This is a genomic window from Inhella crocodyli, from assembly GCF_004004565.1.
Lineage (GTDB): Bacteria > Pseudomonadota > Gammaproteobacteria > Burkholderiales > Burkholderiaceae_C > Inhella > Inhella crocodyli.
Genome location: NZ_SACM01000006.1, coordinates 75932 through 92376, shown reverse-complemented (window position 1 = coordinate 92376; position 16445 = coordinate 75932). Strand labels below are relative to the sequence as shown.

The 16445-nt window shown below is 69.6% G+C and carries 15 protein-coding genes; 3 read left to right on the top strand and 12 right to left on the bottom strand.

Translation table 11 applies throughout. The annotated features are described in order from the left end of the window. Both EOD73_RS16895 and EOD73_RS16890 read right to left on the bottom strand, forming a co-directional pair. The gene (locus EOD73_RS16895; protein WP_127684221.1) at positions 1 to 807 is read right to left on the bottom strand and encodes a phytanoyl-CoA dioxygenase family protein; all 807 of its coding nucleotides are present in this window, start codon (positions 805 to 807) and stop codon (positions 1 to 3) included. A 16-nt stretch (positions 808 to 823) separates the two neighbouring features. Then, positions 824 to 2593: an alpha-amylase family glycosyl hydrolase gene (locus tag EOD73_RS16890; protein WP_127684220.1), complete on the bottom strand. Its 1770-nt coding sequence runs from the start codon at positions 2591 to 2593 to the stop codon at positions 824 to 826. Between the two features lie 95 nt (positions 2594 to 2688). On the opposite strand from EOD73_RS16890, the gene EOD73_RS16885 reads away from it, so the two are divergent. After that, a complete protein-coding gene (locus tag EOD73_RS16885; RefSeq protein WP_127684219.1) occupies positions 2689 to 3537 on the top strand; it encodes an AraC family transcriptional regulator in 849 nt (282 codons plus the stop codon). 58 nt (positions 3538 to 3595) lie between these two features. On the opposite strand, the gene EOD73_RS16880 is transcribed toward EOD73_RS16885, so the two are convergent. From EOD73_RS16880 to EOD73_RS16835, 10 genes are all read right to left on the bottom strand, one after another. Then, on the bottom strand, positions 3596 to 4078 hold the full coding sequence (locus EOD73_RS16880) for a DUF3592 domain-containing protein (RefSeq protein ID WP_127684218.1): 483 nt from the start codon (positions 4076 to 4078) through the stop codon (positions 3596 to 3598). Positions 4079 to 4091: 13 nt separating this feature from the next. After that, positions 4092 to 4328: a hypothetical protein gene (locus EOD73_RS16875; RefSeq protein WP_127684217.1), complete on the bottom strand. Its 237-nt coding sequence runs from the start codon at positions 4326 to 4328 to the stop codon at positions 4092 to 4094. A gap of 600 nt (positions 4329 to 4928) precedes the next feature. After that, positions 4929 to 5165 (bottom strand): hypothetical protein, encoded by a 237-nt coding sequence (locus EOD73_RS16870; protein WP_127684216.1) that lies wholly within the window; start codon positions 5163 to 5165, stop codon positions 4929 to 4931. A 76-nt stretch (positions 5166 to 5241) separates the two neighbouring features. Further along, positions 5242 to 5670, bottom strand: a complete 429-nt coding sequence (locus tag EOD73_RS16865) for a hypothetical protein (RefSeq protein WP_127684215.1) — start codon at positions 5668 to 5670, stop codon at positions 5242 to 5244. A 259-nt stretch (positions 5671 to 5929) separates the two neighbouring features. Further along, positions 5930 to 7114: an esterase/lipase family protein gene (locus EOD73_RS16860; RefSeq protein ID WP_240660768.1), complete on the bottom strand. Its 1185-nt coding sequence runs from the start codon at positions 7112 to 7114 to the stop codon at positions 5930 to 5932. Positions 7115 to 7344: 230 nt separating this feature from the next. Further along, a complete protein-coding gene (locus EOD73_RS16855; protein WP_127684214.1) occupies positions 7345 to 8319 on the bottom strand; it encodes an alpha/beta hydrolase family protein in 975 nt (324 codons plus the stop codon). After that, a complete protein-coding gene (locus tag EOD73_RS16850) occupies positions 8316 to 11405 on the bottom strand; it encodes an efflux RND transporter permease subunit (protein ID WP_127684213.1) in 3090 nt (1029 codons plus the stop codon). Before EOD73_RS16850 ends, EOD73_RS16855 begins: the two co-directional genes overlap by 4 nt. A 12-nt stretch (positions 11406 to 11417) precedes the next feature. After that, positions 11418 to 12500 (bottom strand): efflux RND transporter periplasmic adaptor subunit, encoded by a 1083-nt coding sequence (locus EOD73_RS16845; protein WP_127684212.1) that lies wholly within the window; start codon positions 12498 to 12500, stop codon positions 11418 to 11420. A gap of 25 nt (positions 12501 to 12525) precedes the next feature. Continuing rightward, positions 12526 to 14001, bottom strand: a complete 1476-nt coding sequence (locus EOD73_RS16840) for an efflux transporter outer membrane subunit (RefSeq protein WP_164846116.1) — start codon at positions 13999 to 14001, stop codon at positions 12526 to 12528. 8 nt (positions 14002 to 14009) lie between these two features. After that, positions 14010 to 14717, bottom strand: coding sequence for a TetR/AcrR family transcriptional regulator (locus EOD73_RS16835; RefSeq protein ID WP_164846115.1), 708 nt, complete (start codon positions 14715 to 14717; stop codon positions 14010 to 14012). A gap of 181 nt (positions 14718 to 14898) precedes the next feature. Here EOD73_RS16835 and EOD73_RS16830 point away from each other — a divergent pair, with 181 nt between their 5' ends. Together EOD73_RS16830 and rpoH are read left to right on the top strand one after the other, a co-directional pair. Then, complete coding sequence (locus EOD73_RS16830; RefSeq protein ID WP_127684209.1) at positions 14899 to 15396, top strand: chemotaxis protein CheW; 498 nt, start codon at positions 14899 to 14901, stop codon at positions 15394 to 15396. A 90-nt stretch (positions 15397 to 15486) separates the two neighbouring features. After that, positions 15487 to 16422, top strand: coding sequence for an RNA polymerase sigma factor RpoH (rpoH, locus tag EOD73_RS16825; RefSeq protein WP_127684208.1), 936 nt, complete (start codon positions 15487 to 15489; stop codon positions 16420 to 16422). Positions 16423 to 16445 lie beyond the last annotated feature (23 nt).

Here is a 16445-nt window from a genome sequence, read left to right as displayed (position 1 = left end):
TCAAGCCCGTTGCCACACCACGGGGTTCTTGCGCGTGGCGATGACTTCGCCCTCGCGCGCCCCGGGGCACCACTGGTCGCGGTCGTTGGCCTGCACGGGGTTGAGCGCCGGCACCAGGCGCATCGCGGCGTCCATGTAGATGACCGTCATGACCGAGCGAGGGCGATCGCTGACGTTGGCGCCGGCCTTGTGGAAAGTCCAGCCCAGGTGGAAGCTGACCTCGCCGAGCTCGAAGGCGCCGCTGACGAACTCGAAGCCGTGGCGGGCCATGTTGGCGCTGATCTTGTCCTCGCTTTCGTCGCTGATGCCAAGGTCGCGCCCAAACTCGACCGACTGGCTGCGCGCGTAAAACCCCAGCGGCCCCATGGCCTCGGGCACCGCCTGCAGCGGGATCCAGGCGGTGACGGTGCGGTCGCTGGCCAAGGGCCAGTAGTACTGGTCGGCGTGCGCGGGGGTGATGCCACCGCCCGGCTCTTTGTAGAGCGACTGGTCGTGGTACAGGCGCACGCCGCCCACCTGCAGCAGCTCGGCGGCGATGCGCCCCAGGCGTTGGCCCATCACGAAGCGGCCCACCAGCGGGCTTTGCTCCCACAGGTTCATCACCTGCAAGAAGGCTTTGTCGTAAGTGCTGCGTTCTTCGAGCGGACGCTGCTCGGTGTTGAGCGCGATGGTCAGGCGCGTGATCTCGGCACCGTAGTGCGCCAAGGTCTCGGGCGAAAGCACGTCCTTGAGCTTGATGAAACCGTCGCGGCGGAACTGCGCGATGTGGGCGGCGCTCAGGGCGTAGGGGGTATCGAGGTCGATCATGGTGGGGTGGAGGAGCTCAGGCATCGAGGCCCAGAAACACGGCCGCACCGCCGGCGAGCCCGGCGTCGGCGGAGGTGGCGAACTGGGCCCACAGCACCCGCGCGCCGGCCCAGGCCTCGGCCAGGGGCGCCGGCGTGGGCAGGGCCTGCGCGCCCAGGTTGAAGGCGCACAGCACGGCCTCGCCTTGCCATTCGCGGCGCAGCACCAACAGCGGCCCGTCGGCCACCAGCGCCGTCAGCGTGCCCAGGCGCAAGGCCGGGTGGCGGCGCCGCAGGGCGATCAGGGCGCGCGTGGTGTTCAGCATCGAGCCCGGGTCGGCGGCTTGGCGGTCCACCGCCAGCGGCGCATGGGCCGGGTCGGCCGGCAGCCAAGGCGGGGCGGGGCTGAAGCCGGCGTGCGGCGCCTCGGCCACCCAGGGCATGGGCGTGCGGCAGCCGTCGCGGCCTTCGCTCAAAGGCCAGTTGGCGATGCCGTAAGGGTCTTGCAGTTGCTCGAAGGCGAGCCGGCTTTGCGGCAGGCCCAGCTCCTCGCCTTGGTAAACAAATAGCGTGCCGCGCAAGGCCATGAGCAAGGCCATCCAGGTGCTGGGCGGCAAGGCGGCCTGGGCGGCGTCGCTCGGGGCCCCTGCGCTGAGCGCGAACGAGCCGCCGGCGCCGGCGCCCCAGCGGCTGGCCACGCGCACCGCGTCGTGGTTTGAAAACGCCCAGGCCGGCCAACCGCTGTGATCGGCCCAGGGGGCCAGGCGCTCCATCACCGCCGCCGCGTCGGGCCGCGGGCCCAGGAATGCGAAGGAGTAGGCCGTGTGCAGATGCCGCGTGCCCTCGGTGTAGGCCTGCATGGCGCGCACCGGCTCGGGCCCGCCGAGCTCGCCGACGCTGAATCGGTCTGCCCCTCGTCGGACGGGTACGTCCACCGATCCCCCGTGGGGATGCGGGCCGGCTTGGGAGCGGCCCGGCGCTCGGCCCGCTGCGTCGGAGTACGCGTCCAGCAGCGCGCGCAAGCGCTGCATGAAGGCCAGGCTCTCGGGCTGGTCGGCGTTGAACTGGTGGCGCTGCATCAGCACCGGGCTGTCGCCGCGCTCGCCCGGCGGCAGCGGCGGGTTGTCGCGCAGCAGGGGGTCGTGGGCGTAGAGGTTGGCGGTGTCGAGCCGGAAGCCGTCCACGCCGCGGTCCAGCCAAAAACGGCCCACGTCCAGCACGGCGTCTTGCACGGCCGGGCAGTGGAAGTTCAGGTCCGGCATCTGCGGCAAAAAGTTGTGCAGGTGGTACTGCTTTCGGCGCGGCTCCCAGCGCCAGGCCGGGCCGCCCATCCAGCTTTGCCAGTTGTTGGGCGGGCTGCCATCGGGCTTGGCGTCGGCCCACACGTACCAGTCGGCCTTGGGGTTGTCGCGGCTGCTGCGGCTTTCCACGAACCACGGGTGCTCGGCCGCTGTGTGGCTCCACACCTGGTCGATCACCACCTTCAGGCCCAGCGCGTGCGCACGCGCCACCAGCGCGTCGAAGTCGGCCAGCGTGCCAAAGCGCGGGTCGACGCCGCAGTAATCGCTCACGTCGTAGCCGAAGTCGCGCATCGGGCTCGGAAAGAAGGGGCTGATCCACAGCCCGTCCACGCCCAGCGCGGCGATGTGGTCCAGGCGCGCGGTGATGCCGGGCAGGTCGCCCACACCGTCGCCGTTGCTGTCGGCGTAAGAGCGGGGGTAGACCTGGTACAGCACCGCGCCCCGCCACCACGGGTGGGCCGAGGGGGCGGGGGCGGCGTTGGCAGCAGGGGGGACGGGCAGCGTCATGGCGGCGTCAGTGTGCGCAAACGCCCCCGCGCCAACTGCCTGCAAGGCCACCGATACTGACACTCATTCAACACTCAAGCCGGATCAAGCCCGCCATGAAGGTCAGCTGGGAGTCATCCGTCGCCGGCCCGCAGCACAGCGTGCGCTTGCTGCGCCTGCACCTCGCCGCCTTTGCCGCGCCGCTGCACGCGCACGACGCGCTGGAGCTGACCTGGATCGAACGCGGCGCGGGCCTGCGCTTCGTGGGCGGCGACGTGGCGCCCTTTGACGACGGCGACCTGGTGCTGCTGGCCCCGGGCCTGCCGCACACCTGGCACACCCGCGGCGAGCCCCCCGAGGGCGTGCGCGCCACCGTGCTGCAGCTGGACCTGACGGCCGCCGCCGCCCTGCTGCCCGAGTGGCGCCAGCAGGCCCTGCCCCTGCTGCAGCGCGCCGGCCAGGGCCTGCGCGTGCGCGGGGCCCTGCACGCGCGCACCAGCGCCGCGCTGGCCGCCCTGCCCCACGCCCCAGGCCTGGCCTTGCTGGGCGGCGCGCTGGCGCTGCTGGGCACGCTGGCCGATGCCCCGGACGACGCGCTGGCCCCCATCGACCGCAGCGCCCCCCGCGTGGCGCGCCCCAAGGCCACCGTGCAGCGCCGGCTGGACGGCCTGCTGGCCTGGGTGCAGGCCAACCTCGGCGCGCCCTTGAGCGCGCAGGAGGCCGCGGCCCACCTGCACGTCACCCCCGGCGCCTTCGCGCGCAGCTTCCAGCGCCTGGTGGGCAAGCCCTTCAGCGCCTACGTGAACGACCTGCGCGTGGGCGAAGCCTGCTTGCAACTGCGCCAGTCCGACCGCCCCGTGGCCGAGGTGGCCCAGCGCTGCGGCTTTGCCACCCTGTCGCACTTCAACGCCGAGTTCCGGCGGCGCACCGGCACCACGCCCCGCGCGTACCGGCAGGGGCGCTGAACGGCTGACCCGGGCCGCGGCGACACGCGCCTCCCGGCGGCCGCGGCCTCCAAGGCCCTCAGGCGCGCTGTTCGTCGCGCAACGTCACCACGGCGAGCCACCCGCAAGCCACGGCGAGCAGGCCAAACACGCCGATTGACGTCCACGTCCCGCCCTCCATCACCCCGGGGTGCAACACCGATTCGAAGATGTCCTTCGGGTTGACGTAGACGTCGATGGGCGCCCCCGGCACGTAAGCGCGGGCCAGTTCCTCAACCCGCGCCTGTGGCCCGCACGGCGCGGTTCCAAAGCTGCGGTTCCGGCCCGAGAAATGACCGCCTTCGAAGTCGTAGGTGTAAGCAAGGTCCAGGCAGTGGCCCACCTTGCGCCCACCGTCTCGCACTTGAACGGCGACAACCCGGCCCTCCACCCTCGTCCCATCGAGCGACTGCCGCACCTTCCAAACGTCCACCGCAAGCCACAGCACGTAAAAGGCGCATACCAGGCCCATGCTGACAAAGACGGCCGCTTCGAGCCCGGCGGAAACGGATTTACTGGGCATTCCAGCGTTTTATTTAACCGGCCTGGGTCGGTCGCAATAAGTGGTTGGGCAGCAACGCAGCCGAAATCACTGGTTTGCCTAAATTCCGAGGTCTAAGCTTCGATCCCTTGACGTCTTTGATTCGTTGCCGATTTTCTTCAATCTGTCGCTGAAAAATGACCGCTAGGTAGCCTGAGCCGCCCTTGGCACCAAGATCGACCTCCTTGAGCACGGCCACGATCTGGCTGTCGGTGAATCGGGACTTCTTCATGTAGGGACTCCGTTGCTGGGAATTCTCTATTTCCACCTGGACCAGATTTTCGAGATAGCTCCAGACCGGGCATTCCCATCGAACACTCCTGCAGTAGGGTTGGAGTGTCCACAAAACATGGGCAGGGTCAATGGGGAGTCCCTGTGGAGGGTTAGGCGTCAGTTCGTGAGATCTGGCCAGTTGGATCAATGGCACCGCCAAACAAAAACGAAGCGTGCAGGCTCTTGGAAGAATCAGTATCCATAAAGTTTCTCCAGGAAACCGCGCCGCTTGCCTATGCACGACTCAAGTTCAATCGCCCATTCCAACATTTCGCTCTGCGTTGCTGTCTTGGTATCAACCGGTGATTTTGACTGAAGCTCCGACCGACATGCAGCGCGGTGGTCTCCATTCTGGTATATGGCCGCAGTTTTCAACGCAACCCAGCCGCCGTACGCCAATAATACAAGAACTAAAACTTTCTTCATTGGAAATACATGTGAGACAGTTTCAGAGCCCCCAGGAATCGGTGCGAGACAGATTGGTGCATTTCTGACGTCCAACGTTGAAGCTGAGCCGCGAACGGCGGCGCTGCCGACGCGAGTTGGCTCAAGGGCGTTGTTAGGCGGTGTGGTTTGGCGTTCGCTCTCGCGCGCCTGGTAGCTTGTTCTTCGCGGCAAGGAAAGTCACAACCACTATGGAGATGACAAAGAACGCCATGCCATAGGTCTCGCCAAAGCGATAAGCCTCATCATGAGTAATCTTTGGATTGAACCTAACCGAATATTCGGCATACAGCCAGGCAAACGCAGCATTCACAAGGGCGAGCCAAAAGAGCGCAACGACAGTCTTTTTCATAGATGAATTTTCGGCCTAACGTTGGAGTTCAGCCGACCGGACGGCGCAGCTGGCAAGGGTCGGCTGCAATGACAGGTTAGGTGGCTGACGTGCGCACCAATCCATGAAGTGACACCTGATCGAGTTGAGCAACGCGCCACGTACGCGCTCCATTGAGATTGCAGCAACGCTCACGAATGCGCTGTCGTTCAAGCTCGTTTAGTTGCCCCTTTTCGCAGTTCTCCAAGGGGAAGAAGTCAATTTCCCAGTCATTTCTTAGCGCGGAGTACAAAGCGAAGTGAACAGCGCGATAGTTTTGCGACTTTCCACGTTCGCGCCGCGCATGAATCTTGAGCATATTCCGGCGGTACTCGTGCAGTCGAGCTTCGTCACGCGCCTTACCAACGTACGTGTACACCGCGCCATCCGACGACTTCACAGAAATGAAATACAGGAACGGTCGCTCAATATCTACGCCATCCTTAGAACGCCACAGGCTCTTCAGCTTGATCTCAAAGTCGATCACTGTTTGCCACCTAACGTGTTGTAGGGCGACAGGCGCTGCCGCCTAACACCGCATCGTGCGCCCTAACTCGGCGGGCATGATCGAGGGCAAGTGCTTGATTCATATCGACAAATCCGGCCAGATGTGGACTTTCATCCCGTACTAAAAAGCCGACAAATGCGGCGCGTTGTGACAAACGTGGTGAAACCCAGCAACGCGATGCAGCGTCCCTCATGATGCCAGCGGCATCACGACCGCCCGGGGCCTGGGCGCGGGCTGTTCAAGCCGCGGGCGCGGCCCCCTCGCCTGCCGCAGCCTGCAACCAAGCCGCCACACGGTTCCCCACCGCCTTGCTGCAGAGCAAGTCCAGGTGCCCCACGCCGGCGGCCACCCACTGCCGCTCGGGCGGGAAGGGCAAGCGCCGGGACGGGTCGCGGTGCTGGCCCAGGGCGCTGGGCAGGCGCACCAGGCCGTCGCCCAGCAGCTTGGGTGGCAGCGCGTCCGGGTCGGCGCCCAAGGTGCCGGCGATGGCCCAGCAGCGAACCTCGGGGGGCAGGCCCACCTCGGGGCCGAGGCCGTGGCGCAGGTCGGTGATGCCGGCGCTGCGCACGCGGCCCAGGCGGGCCAGGGGTGCGGCGTAGGGGGCGGCGTCCAGCAGCAGGTCCACGCCGTGGCCGGTTTTCTCCAGCGGGGCGCCGAAGTGCGGGGTGCCCAGGAAGACGAGGTCGCTGACGCGGCGCGTCCAGGGGGCGCGCCCGGCTTGGTGGAAGGCGCTGCGCGCCACGAGGCCGCCCATGCTGTGGGCCAGCAGCACCACGCGCGGCGCCGGGTGCGGCCACACGCGCAGCAGCTTGGCCATCAGCTCGGCGAACTGGCGGCCGTTGTCGGCCACGGGCAGGCCGGTGTTGTAGCGAAGGTAGACGGGCGTGAGGCCCAGCGCGGCGGCCAGCTGGGCGCCGTGGTCGTGGCCCTTGCGGCGCCATTGGCGGTCGTTCATGCACAGGCCGTGCAGGAGCACGAGCACGCCGGCGCTGGGCGTGGGGAATCGCTGGGCCAGCGCCGCGCGGCTGAGCACGAGGGGCTCGCCCTCGCTGCACAGCTGCATGGACTGGGCCAAGGGGTTGTGGGTGGCGGCGAGGTGATCGCCCAGCACGCCATTCAAAGCGGCGACGACGGCGTCGTGCCGGGGGCTGCGGGGGCCTTGCGCCACGGCCTCGGGCAGCAAGCCCAGCAACGCTTCGGCACTGCCGCCCACCAAGCGGGTGACGCCGTGCACGCTGCGGTACACGAGGCCGGTGAGGCCCCGGGTGCGCCCATCCTTGGGGCCGGGAATACCGGGCGGCCGTTGGATGCGGGCGTGCATGGCCTCGACCAAGCGCACCAGGCCCAAGGTGCCGTGGGTGGCCAGCCGGGCGGCGCCCGTCAAGGTGGCGCGGGGGGGCGTGCTGGGCACGGGTTTGGGCACGGGGGCTCCTGGGCCCAGCGGCGCCAGGCAGTGACCCACGATAACCGGGCGCGTGCCCGGGTGGGCACTCAGAGGGTGGGAGGGAATCGGACGTGCCCGAAGCGCCGGCCTAAGCGGCCGCGATCTAGGCGCAAAGCACAGCCGTAGCTCGTGCTACGGCGCGCATTTGCAACGACGAGCGAGGGGGCTTGGGGCTGCGAGGCGGGCATGGCTGATTTCCTCTCGCCCTCTCAGGCCGTGGGCGGCACCCAGCGGGCCAGCAGGCCCTGGTGGCGCTGGTGCCACTGGCCCAGGCGCAGGGCGGCGTCGCCGCCGAACTGGCCTTGCACGAAGTCGGCCACCAGCTCTTTGGTGGCGCGCTTGATGCGCGGGTTGGCCACGGGGCCGCCGGTGCCGCCGCGGTCGGTGAAGACGGAGTGCGAGCCGCCTTCGAACACGGCCAGGCCTTTGACGGCGCTGCCGGTGGCCTCGAACAGGGCCACGCGTTCGGCGGCCACGCTGGTGTAGCCGGGCACGCGGATGACGTCATCGGTGGCGGTGATGTGCAGGCTGGGCAAGCGGATGGCGGCCAGCGCGCGCTCGGGCTCGGGCACGCCGTGCAGGGGCGGGGCCGAGATGAACACCGCCGCGCGGATGCGCGGGTCGGCCAGGGGCGCTTCGCCCGGGATGGCGGCGCCCGCCAGCAGCAGGCTGGTGTTGGCGCCGTAGCTGTGCCCCGCCATGGCGATGCGGTGGGGGTCGACCAGCTCGGGGCGCTCGCGCTGCAGCTGGTCGAGCGCGAAGCGCACGTCCAGCGCGCGGGCGCGGGCCTCGGCGGTTTGCGCCGCGGCCTGCAAGCGGCCGACGAGGCTGAAGACGCTGCCGCTCCACAGCGCGCGGTCGCTGCCCACGTGCTGCACGTGCAGGGCCGCCATGCCTTGCGCGGCCAGGTGCTGGCCGAGGTAGCTGTAGCCGCGCCGCGAGCCGCCGATGCCATGCGAGAACACCACCAGGGGCAGGCCCTGGGCGGGGCGCGCGGTGGGCAGGTACAGGCGCACGGGCACGGGGCGCTGGCGGCTGACGTCGGCCCAGTCCAGGTCTTCCAGGCGCCAAGCCGGGGCCGCGGCCGGGGCCGACGCGGCCTCCGCCGCGCCCAGCTCGTCGCGGGCCCAGGCGGCGCCCGCGCTCAGGGCGGCGGCGCCCAGCAGCCAGTCGCGGCGCTTCATGCTTGGGCCTCCTCCTGGGGTGCTTGGCGGAAGCGACGCGGCGTGCACTTCTGGATCAGGTCGTCCACCACCTCGTACAGCACGGGGATGACGAGCAGGCTGAGGAAGGTGGAGGTGATGAGGCCGCCGATCACCACGATGGCCATGGGCGCGCGGAAGCTGGGGTCGGTGCCGAAGCCCAAGGCGATGGGCATCATGCCGGCGCCCATGGCCAGGGTCGTCATGACGATGGGACGCGCGCGCTTGTGGCAGGCATCGAGCAAGGCATCCAGGCGGCTGAGGCCGTGCTCGCGTTGCGCCACGATGGCGTACTCCACCAGCAGGATGGAGTTCTTGGTGGCGATGCCCATGAGCATGATCATGCCGATCATGGCGGGCATGGAGAGGTCGGTGCCCGTCACGTACAGCGCCAAGATGGCCCCCGGGATGGACAGCACCAGCGCGCCCAAGATGGTGACCGGCTGCACCCAGGCGTGGAACAGCAGCACCAGCACGATGTAGATGCACGCCACGCCGGTGCCCATGGCCAGCAAGAAGCTGGCGCTGAGCTCGGCAAAGGCCTCGGCGTCGCCGATCTCGGTCTTGATCACGCCCGGCGGCAGCTGCTTCAGGCTGGGCAGCGCGGCGGCGGCGGCTTGCACGTCGCCCAGGGCCTGGCCGTTGAGCTCGATCTCGAAGTTGACGTTGCGCAGGCGGTCGTAGCGGTCGATCTGCGCCGGGCCGCTGGCCAGCGTGACCTCGGCCACCTGCTGCAGGGGCACGGGGCCGCGGCTGCCCGGCACGGTGAGCTGCTCGATCAGCGCCAGGTCTTGGCGCGCGGCATCGGGCAGGCGCACGACGATGGGCACCTGGCGCTGGCTGAGGTTGAGCTTGGGCAGCAGCTGGTCGTAGTCGCCGCTGGTGGCGATGCGCAGGGTGTCGGCGATGGCCGCGGTGCTCACGCCCAGGTCGGCCGCGCGGGCGGCGTCGGGGCGCACGATGAGCTCGGGCCGCTGCAGGCTGGAGCTGCTGGTGACCTGGCCGATGCCCTTGAGCGTGCGCAGCTCGCGCTCCACCTTGGCGGCGTGCTGGGTCAGGGCCTCGCCGTCTTCGCCGGCCAGCACGAGCACGTACTTCTCGGCCGAGCCGCCGAAGGCGACGTTGATGCGGGCCCCCGGGATGACCTCCAGGCGCTGGCGCAGCTCGCGCTCGATGTCTTGCTTGGTGGTGCCGCGGCGTTCTTTGCGGGGCGTGAGGTTGAGCGTGAGCGTGGCCTTGCGGGACTCGGGCACACCGCCCATGGTGAAGGGGTCGGCGCCGGCCGCACCGCCGCCCACCGCGGTGTAGACCAGCTTCACGTGGGGGTGCTGGGCCACGATCTTCTCGGCCTGCGCGGCCACGGCCTGCGTCTGCGCGTAGGTGGCCCCAGGCTCCAACTGCAGGGTGACCTGGGTCTGGCTCAGGTCGTCGGGCGGGATGAAGGCCCCGGCGATCTTGCCGGCGAACAGCGGGCCGCAGCTCACCACGCCGAAGGCCAGGGTCAGCAGCAGCGTTTTGCCCTTGTGCGTGAACGACCAGCGCGCGGCACGCAGGTAGGCCGGCATCCACGCGGGTTCGGGGTGCTCCTTCTTGGGCTTCTTCAGGATGTAGGCCGCCATCATGGGCGTGAGCAGGCGGGCCACGACGAGGCTGAAGAAGACGGCGATGGCCGCCGTCCAGCCGAACTGCACGAAGAACTTGCCGGGCACGCCGCTCATGAAGGCGGTGGGCAGGAACACGGCGATGAGGGTGAAGGTGGTGGCGATGACCGCCAGCCCGATTTCGTCGGCCGCTTCGCGCGCCGCCTCCAGCGGGCTCTTGCCCATGGCGAGGTGGCGCATGATGTTCTCGATCTCGACGATGGCGTCGTCCACCAAGATGCCGATGACGAGCGACAGCGACAGCAGCGTGACCACGTTCAGGCTGAAGCCCATCCAGTTCATCACCATGAAGGTGGGGATGGCCGACAGCGGCAGCGCCACGGCGCTGACGAAGGTGGCGCGCCAGTCGCGCAAGAAGAACCACACGACGACCACGGCCAGGATGGCGCCTTCGATGAGCAGCCACATGCTGCCGTCGAAGTTCTCGACCACGGGGTCGACGAAGTTGAAGGCCTCGGTGACGGCGATGTCGGGGTGCGCGGCCTTCAGTTCTTCGATGGCAGCACGCGCGCCTTGGGCCACGTCCACCTCGCCGGCGCCCTTGGCGCGGACGATTTCGAAGCCCACCACGGGCTTGCCGTTCAAGAAGGCGCCGCTGCGCTGCTCGGCCACGCCGTCGGTGACCGTGGCCACCTGGTCCAGGCGCAGGCGGCGGCCGTCTTGCAGGGCGATTTCCATCGCGCCGAGGTCGGCCGCGGTTTGCACCGTGGCGATGGTGCGCAGGCTTTGCTCGGCACCGCCCAGGGTGGCGCGGCCGCCCGGGGCTTCTTGCTGCACGGCCTTGAGCTGGCGCGACACCTCGGCCGCGCTGACGCCCAGGGCCAGCAGGCGGTTGGGATCGAGCTCGACGCGCACCTCGCGGCTGACGCCGCCGACGCGCGACACGCTGCCCACGCCGCGCACGGCCAGCATGCGCTTGGTGACCTGGTTGTCGACGAACCAACTCAAGGCCTCGTCGTCCATGGTGCTGGACGACACGGTGTAGGTCAGGATCGGCGAGCCCGACAGGTTCATCTTGGTGATGACCGGGTCGCGCAGGTCGGCGGGCAGGTCGGCCCGCACGCGGCCCACGGCGTCGCGCACCTCGTCCAGGGCCTCTTGCAGGGGCTTTTCCAGGCGGAACTCGGCGGTCAGCGTGGCGGTGCCGTCCTGCACCTTGGCGTAGACGTGCTTCAGGCCCTGGATGGTGGCCAGTGCGTTTTCGATCTTGCGCGCCACCTCGGTTTCCATCTGCGCCGGCGCGGTGCCGGGCAGGCTGGCGGTGACGATGATGGTGGGCAGCTCGATGTCGGGGAAGTTCTGGATCTTCATCGCCCGGAAGCCGAGCACGCCGGCCACCGTGAGCATGATGAACAGCAAGATGGCCGGGACCGGGTTGGCGATGGACCAACGGGACACATTGAACATGGCAGCGACCCCTTACTGCTGGGCCGGGGCCGGCGCGCCGGCGGCGGGCGCCACGCGCACGGTGTCGCCGTCGGCCAAGAAGCCCACACCGCTCAGCGCCACGGCGGCCTTGGCGTCCAGGCCCTGCTTGATTTCAACGCGGTCGCCCTGGCGCTGGCCGGTTTCGACCTTGGTCTGGCGCACCTTGTTGCCGTCGAGCTTGAAGACGTAGCTGAAGCCGTCGCGCAGCAGCACGGCCGACTGCGGCAGGGTCAGCACGCTGCCCTCGCCTTGCAGCAACTCGCCGCGGGCAAAGAGGCCCGCACGGGCGCCCGCGGTGGGGGGCAGGTCCACGTAGACGAGGCCGTTGCGGGTTTGCGCGTCGATCTTGGGCGCCACCTGGCGCACGCGGCCGTCCACGCTGGCGCTGCCGATTTGCACGCGGGCCTTCTGGCCGACCTTGACCTGGTCCAGCAGCGGGCCGGGCACCTCGGCGCGCCACTCGAGGCGGCCTTGGCGCTGCAGGCGCAGCAGCTCTTGACCGGGTTGGGCCAGCGCGCCTTCCACGGCCTCGCGGGCGGTGATGACGCCGTCGTCGGGCGCGGTGATGCGGGTGTAGCCCAGGCGCAGCTCGTCGGCCATCAGGCGGGCCTTGAGGCTGGCGACGCGGGCCTCGGCCATGTCGGCAGCGGCCAGGGTGGCTTCGATTTGTTGGGCGCTCAGCGCTTCGGTGCCGGTGAGCGGCTTGACGCGCTCGGCCTGGGCGCGGGCGTCCCGGGCGTTGACTTCGGCCTCTTGCAGCGAGGCGCGGGTGGCGGCCAGGTCGGCCTGCAGGGTGCCGGGGCTCAGGCGCACCAGCAGCTGGCCCTTCTTGACGCGGTCGCCCACGTTGACCAGCACCTCGGCGATGCGCATGCCGCCCACCTCGGCGCCGATGACGGCCTCTTGCCAGGCCGCGACGTTGCCATTGACCGGCAAGCGCGTGGCCCATTGGGCCGCTTGGGCCTGGGTGGTTTGGATGGTGAGCGAGGGCTTGGCGGCAGGTGCCGCGGGCTTGTCTTGGGCGTGCACCGACAAGGCCAGGGCCAGGGCGCTGAGAACGAGGGCGGGTTTCATGGCGGGACTCCGGAACGCGGGGTGTTCAGTTCGAGGTGGGCGCGGTTTGCGCCGACGCGGTGGTGGCGCTGGCGGCGCTGTTGGCGTCGAAGCCGCCCCCCAGCACGCGGTACAGGCGCACCCAGGCTTGGGCGTGTTCGTGACGGATGGCAACGGCCGCGCTGTAGGCGCTGAGCGCATTGCGGAAGGTGCTGGCGCGCTGCGGGCCGCTTTGCACGCCGGCTTGGGCCAGGCGCGTGGCGTCGGCGGCGATGCGCTCCCACTCGCGCTGCGAGGTGTCGGCCTCGCGCTGGCGTTCGCCCGCGCTGGCCACCAATTGCAGGGCCTCCTCCACCTCGGCCACGGCGCCGCGCCAGCGCGCCTCGAAGGCCGCGGCGGCTTGCGCGGTGCGGGCCTGGGCGGCGTCGCGCTGGCCTTGGCGCAGGCCGCCGTCGAACAAGGGCAGGCTCAAGGAGGGGCCGATGGACCACACGGCGCCGCCGGTGCTGCCGCTGCCCCAACCGAGGCGCGCATTGCCGATCAGGCCGGTGAGGCTGAGCTGCGGCCAGGCTTCGGCGCGCACGCCTTGCTCGCTGTAGGCGGCGGCCAGCCACTGTTGGTGCGCCGCGGCCAGATCCGGACGCTGGGCCAGGGTTTGGGGCGGCAGGGCCGACCAGGCAAAGGGCGGTGCGGCAGGGATGCGACGCTGCAGTCGCGGCGCCTGGACCGCGGTGGGCGCCAGCTGCGGGGCCAGTTCGGCCGCCGGCTTCGCGGTCAGCAAGGCCAGGGTCTGCAGGGCGATGGCGGTTTGTGCGCGCTGGTCGGCGCGCACGGCCACCGCCGCCGCGCGCTGGGTGTTGAGCAGGGCCACGTCGCTGGCGCTGTCCAGCCCGCGCTGGCGGCGCAACTGCCCCCACTGCGCCAAACCTTCCGCGGCCTGCACGTCGAGTTCGGCGATCTCTTCTTGCGCCTGCGCGTGGCGCAGCGCCAGGTAGGCCGAGGCGACGTCGGCCGCCAGGCTCACGCGGGCCTCGTGCCATTGGGCCTGGGCGGCATCGGCCTGCGCTTGGGCAGCGGCGCCGTTGGCCCGGGCACGGCCGAAAAGGTCCAGCTCCCAGCTGGCGCTGAACTGCGCGCCGCTGGTGGTGGCGGGCTTGAAGTCGGGCGCTTGTTGCGCGCGGGTGGCTTGGGCGCCGGCCTGCACCTGGGGCAGCAAGCCGGCCGAGGCTTGGCGTGCTTCGGCCCGCGCCTGGGCCAGGCGCGCGGTGGCCGCCTGCAGCGTGGGGCTGGCGGCTTGGGCCTGGTCGATGAGGGCCACCAGCACCGGGTCGTCGAAGCGCTGCCACCAGCGGGCCAACTCGGCGGGCGAGCCCTGGTGCGGCAAGGGCGCCAGCCAGGCGGCAGGCAGTTGCGGGGTGGCGGCCACGGCTTGGGGCGGGCCGGCCGGTGGTGCGCTGGCGCAGGCGCTCAGCAACACGGCCAGCGCGATGGCGCTCGGCGCAAGAAGGCGTCGTGGGGTCATGGTCATGCTCAAGAAGAAGTCGTGGAAGCCCGGGCCGCGCGCTCGGCGGCCACCAGGGCCACGCCCCAGCCGACGATGCGGCGGCGCACGGCCAGCAGTTCGGGGTCGTCGTCCAGGAGGCCCGGCGTCAGGGCGTCCATGAACGGGCGGCTCAGGCAGTAGTCGTGCGCCATGGCGCACAGCGCGAAGGCGAGTTGGTGCACGGCGGTGTCGGGCTGCGCCACACCAATGTGCCGGGCCAGCAAGCGCGTCAAGGCATGGTGGTTGGGCCCGATGTGCGTGGACACCGCCTGCATGAAGACCTCACTGGGGTCCATGAGTTCGCGCAGGTACAGGCGCATGGGGTTGGGACCCTCCCCGTGGTTCATGGTCAGGAACGGGGCGAGAAAGCGGTCGAGCGCTTCGGGCAGGCTCAAGTCGGGGTGGTCGAAGCCGGCAAAGGCCTCGTTCATCTGCTGGATGGGCCGGCGCAGCACCTCGCGGTAAAGGCCGTCCTTGTCGCCAAAGTGGTAATGGATGGCGCCCGGGTTGGTGCCGGCGGCGTTGCAGATCTCGCGCGTGGTCACCGCGTCGAAGCCGTGCTCGGCGAACTGGCAGGCGGCGTGGAACACCAGGCGCTCTTTGGGGTCGTTCAGGTCCACGCCCATGAGCGCCGCCCACTGGGCGAGCAGGTCGGGGCTGGGGGCGTCGGGTGGGGCGGGTTTGCGGGGCGGCATGGCGCGCATGCTAACGAATCAGTCAAGCGCTTGCTTGGTTTTTTGAAAAGCCCTGACGAAGGCCCCCGGCAAAGCAGCCGGATGTCACGCCGGGCCGGGGGCGTACGGGTCCCCGCTAGGCGTGCGGGCGCCGGGGGACGGCACAATCGTTCGCAACGCAGCTTGAGACCTCGCAGCAACCATGAGCAACGACCTGGTGGTGTCTTCGCAATCGGCGGGCCTGGGACAGTCCAGCACGGTGGCCAGCAAGCAGTTCCTCACCTTCCGCATCGGCGCCGAGGAGTACGGCATCGACATCCTGAAGGTGCAGGAGATCCGCTCCTATGAAGCGCCGACGCGGATCGCCCATGCGCCGCACTTCGTCAAAGGCGTGGTCAACCTGCGGGGCGTCATCGTCCCCATCATGGACATGCGGCTGCGCCTGGGCACCGACGCCCAGTACAACGCCTTCACCGTCACCATCGTGCTGAACGTGGGCAACCGCGTGCTGGGCATGGTGGTCGATTCGGTGTCCGACGTGCTGGAGCTGCCTGTCGACCAAATCAAGCCGGCCCCGGAGATGGGGGCTGCGATCGACTCCCGCCACGTGACCGGCCTGGGCAAGGTCGGCGAGCGCATCTTGATCCTGCTGGACATCGAAGGCATGGTGGCCAGCCCCGAGTTCGGCCTCGCCGATTGAGGGTTCGGCGAGGGTGTTAGCACTCTCGCCTGATGAGTGCTAATATTTCGAGGCCGGGGTGCTGTACGCCCCGTCGAAAGGCCTCGACCCATGTCTGCCGCCACGCTCAGCGCTTCCAGCCACGCCACCTTGACGGTGCGCGACCCTTGGTCTTTGATCCCCTCGCTGGGGCATCTGGACGCCTACATCAGCGCCGTGAACCGGCTGCCGATGCTCACGGCCGATGAAGAACAGCGCTACGCCCGGGCCCTCAAGGAGCAAGGCGACCTCGAAGCCGCCGGCCGGTTGGTGCTCTCGCACCTGCGCTTGGTGGTTTCCATCTCGCGCCAGTACCTGGGCTACGGGCTGCCGCACGGCGACCTGATCCAAGAAGGCAACGTGGGCTTGATGAAGGCCGTGCGCCGCTTCGACCCCGACCAGGGCGTCCGCCTGGTGTCCTACGCCATGCACTGGATCAAGGCGGAGATCCACGAGTACATCGTCAAGAACTGGCGCATGGTCAAGGTGGCCACCACCAAGGCCCAGCGCAAGCTGTTCTTCAACCTGCGCAGCCTCAAGCACAGCCTGAAGCACGAAGCCTCCGACCCGAACCGGCAGGCCTTGAGCGAGGCCGAGATCGACCACGTGGCCCGCACCTTGGACGTCAAGCCCGAGGAGGTGGTGGAGATGGAAATGCGCCTGGCGGGGGCCGACCTCGCGCTGGAGCCGCAAGAGGGCGACGACGAGGACAGCCCGTCCTCCGCCCCCATCGCCTACCTGGCCGACGAAGGGCACGAGCCGACGCAAGTGCTGGCCGCCCGCGCCCGCGACGCCATGGCCAGCGACGGCCTGCAGCGCGCGCTGGACGTGCTGGACGAGCGCAGCCGGCGCATCGTGCAAGCCCGTTGGCTGGACGTGAACGACGACAGCAGCGGGGGCAAGACCCTGCACGAACTGGCCGCCGAGTACGGCGTCAGTGCCGAGCGCATCCGCCAGATCGAGGCGGCGGCCATGAAGAAGATGCGTCAGGCCCTGGCCACTGCCTGAGCCTGGCAGGACCGAGGCGCCCG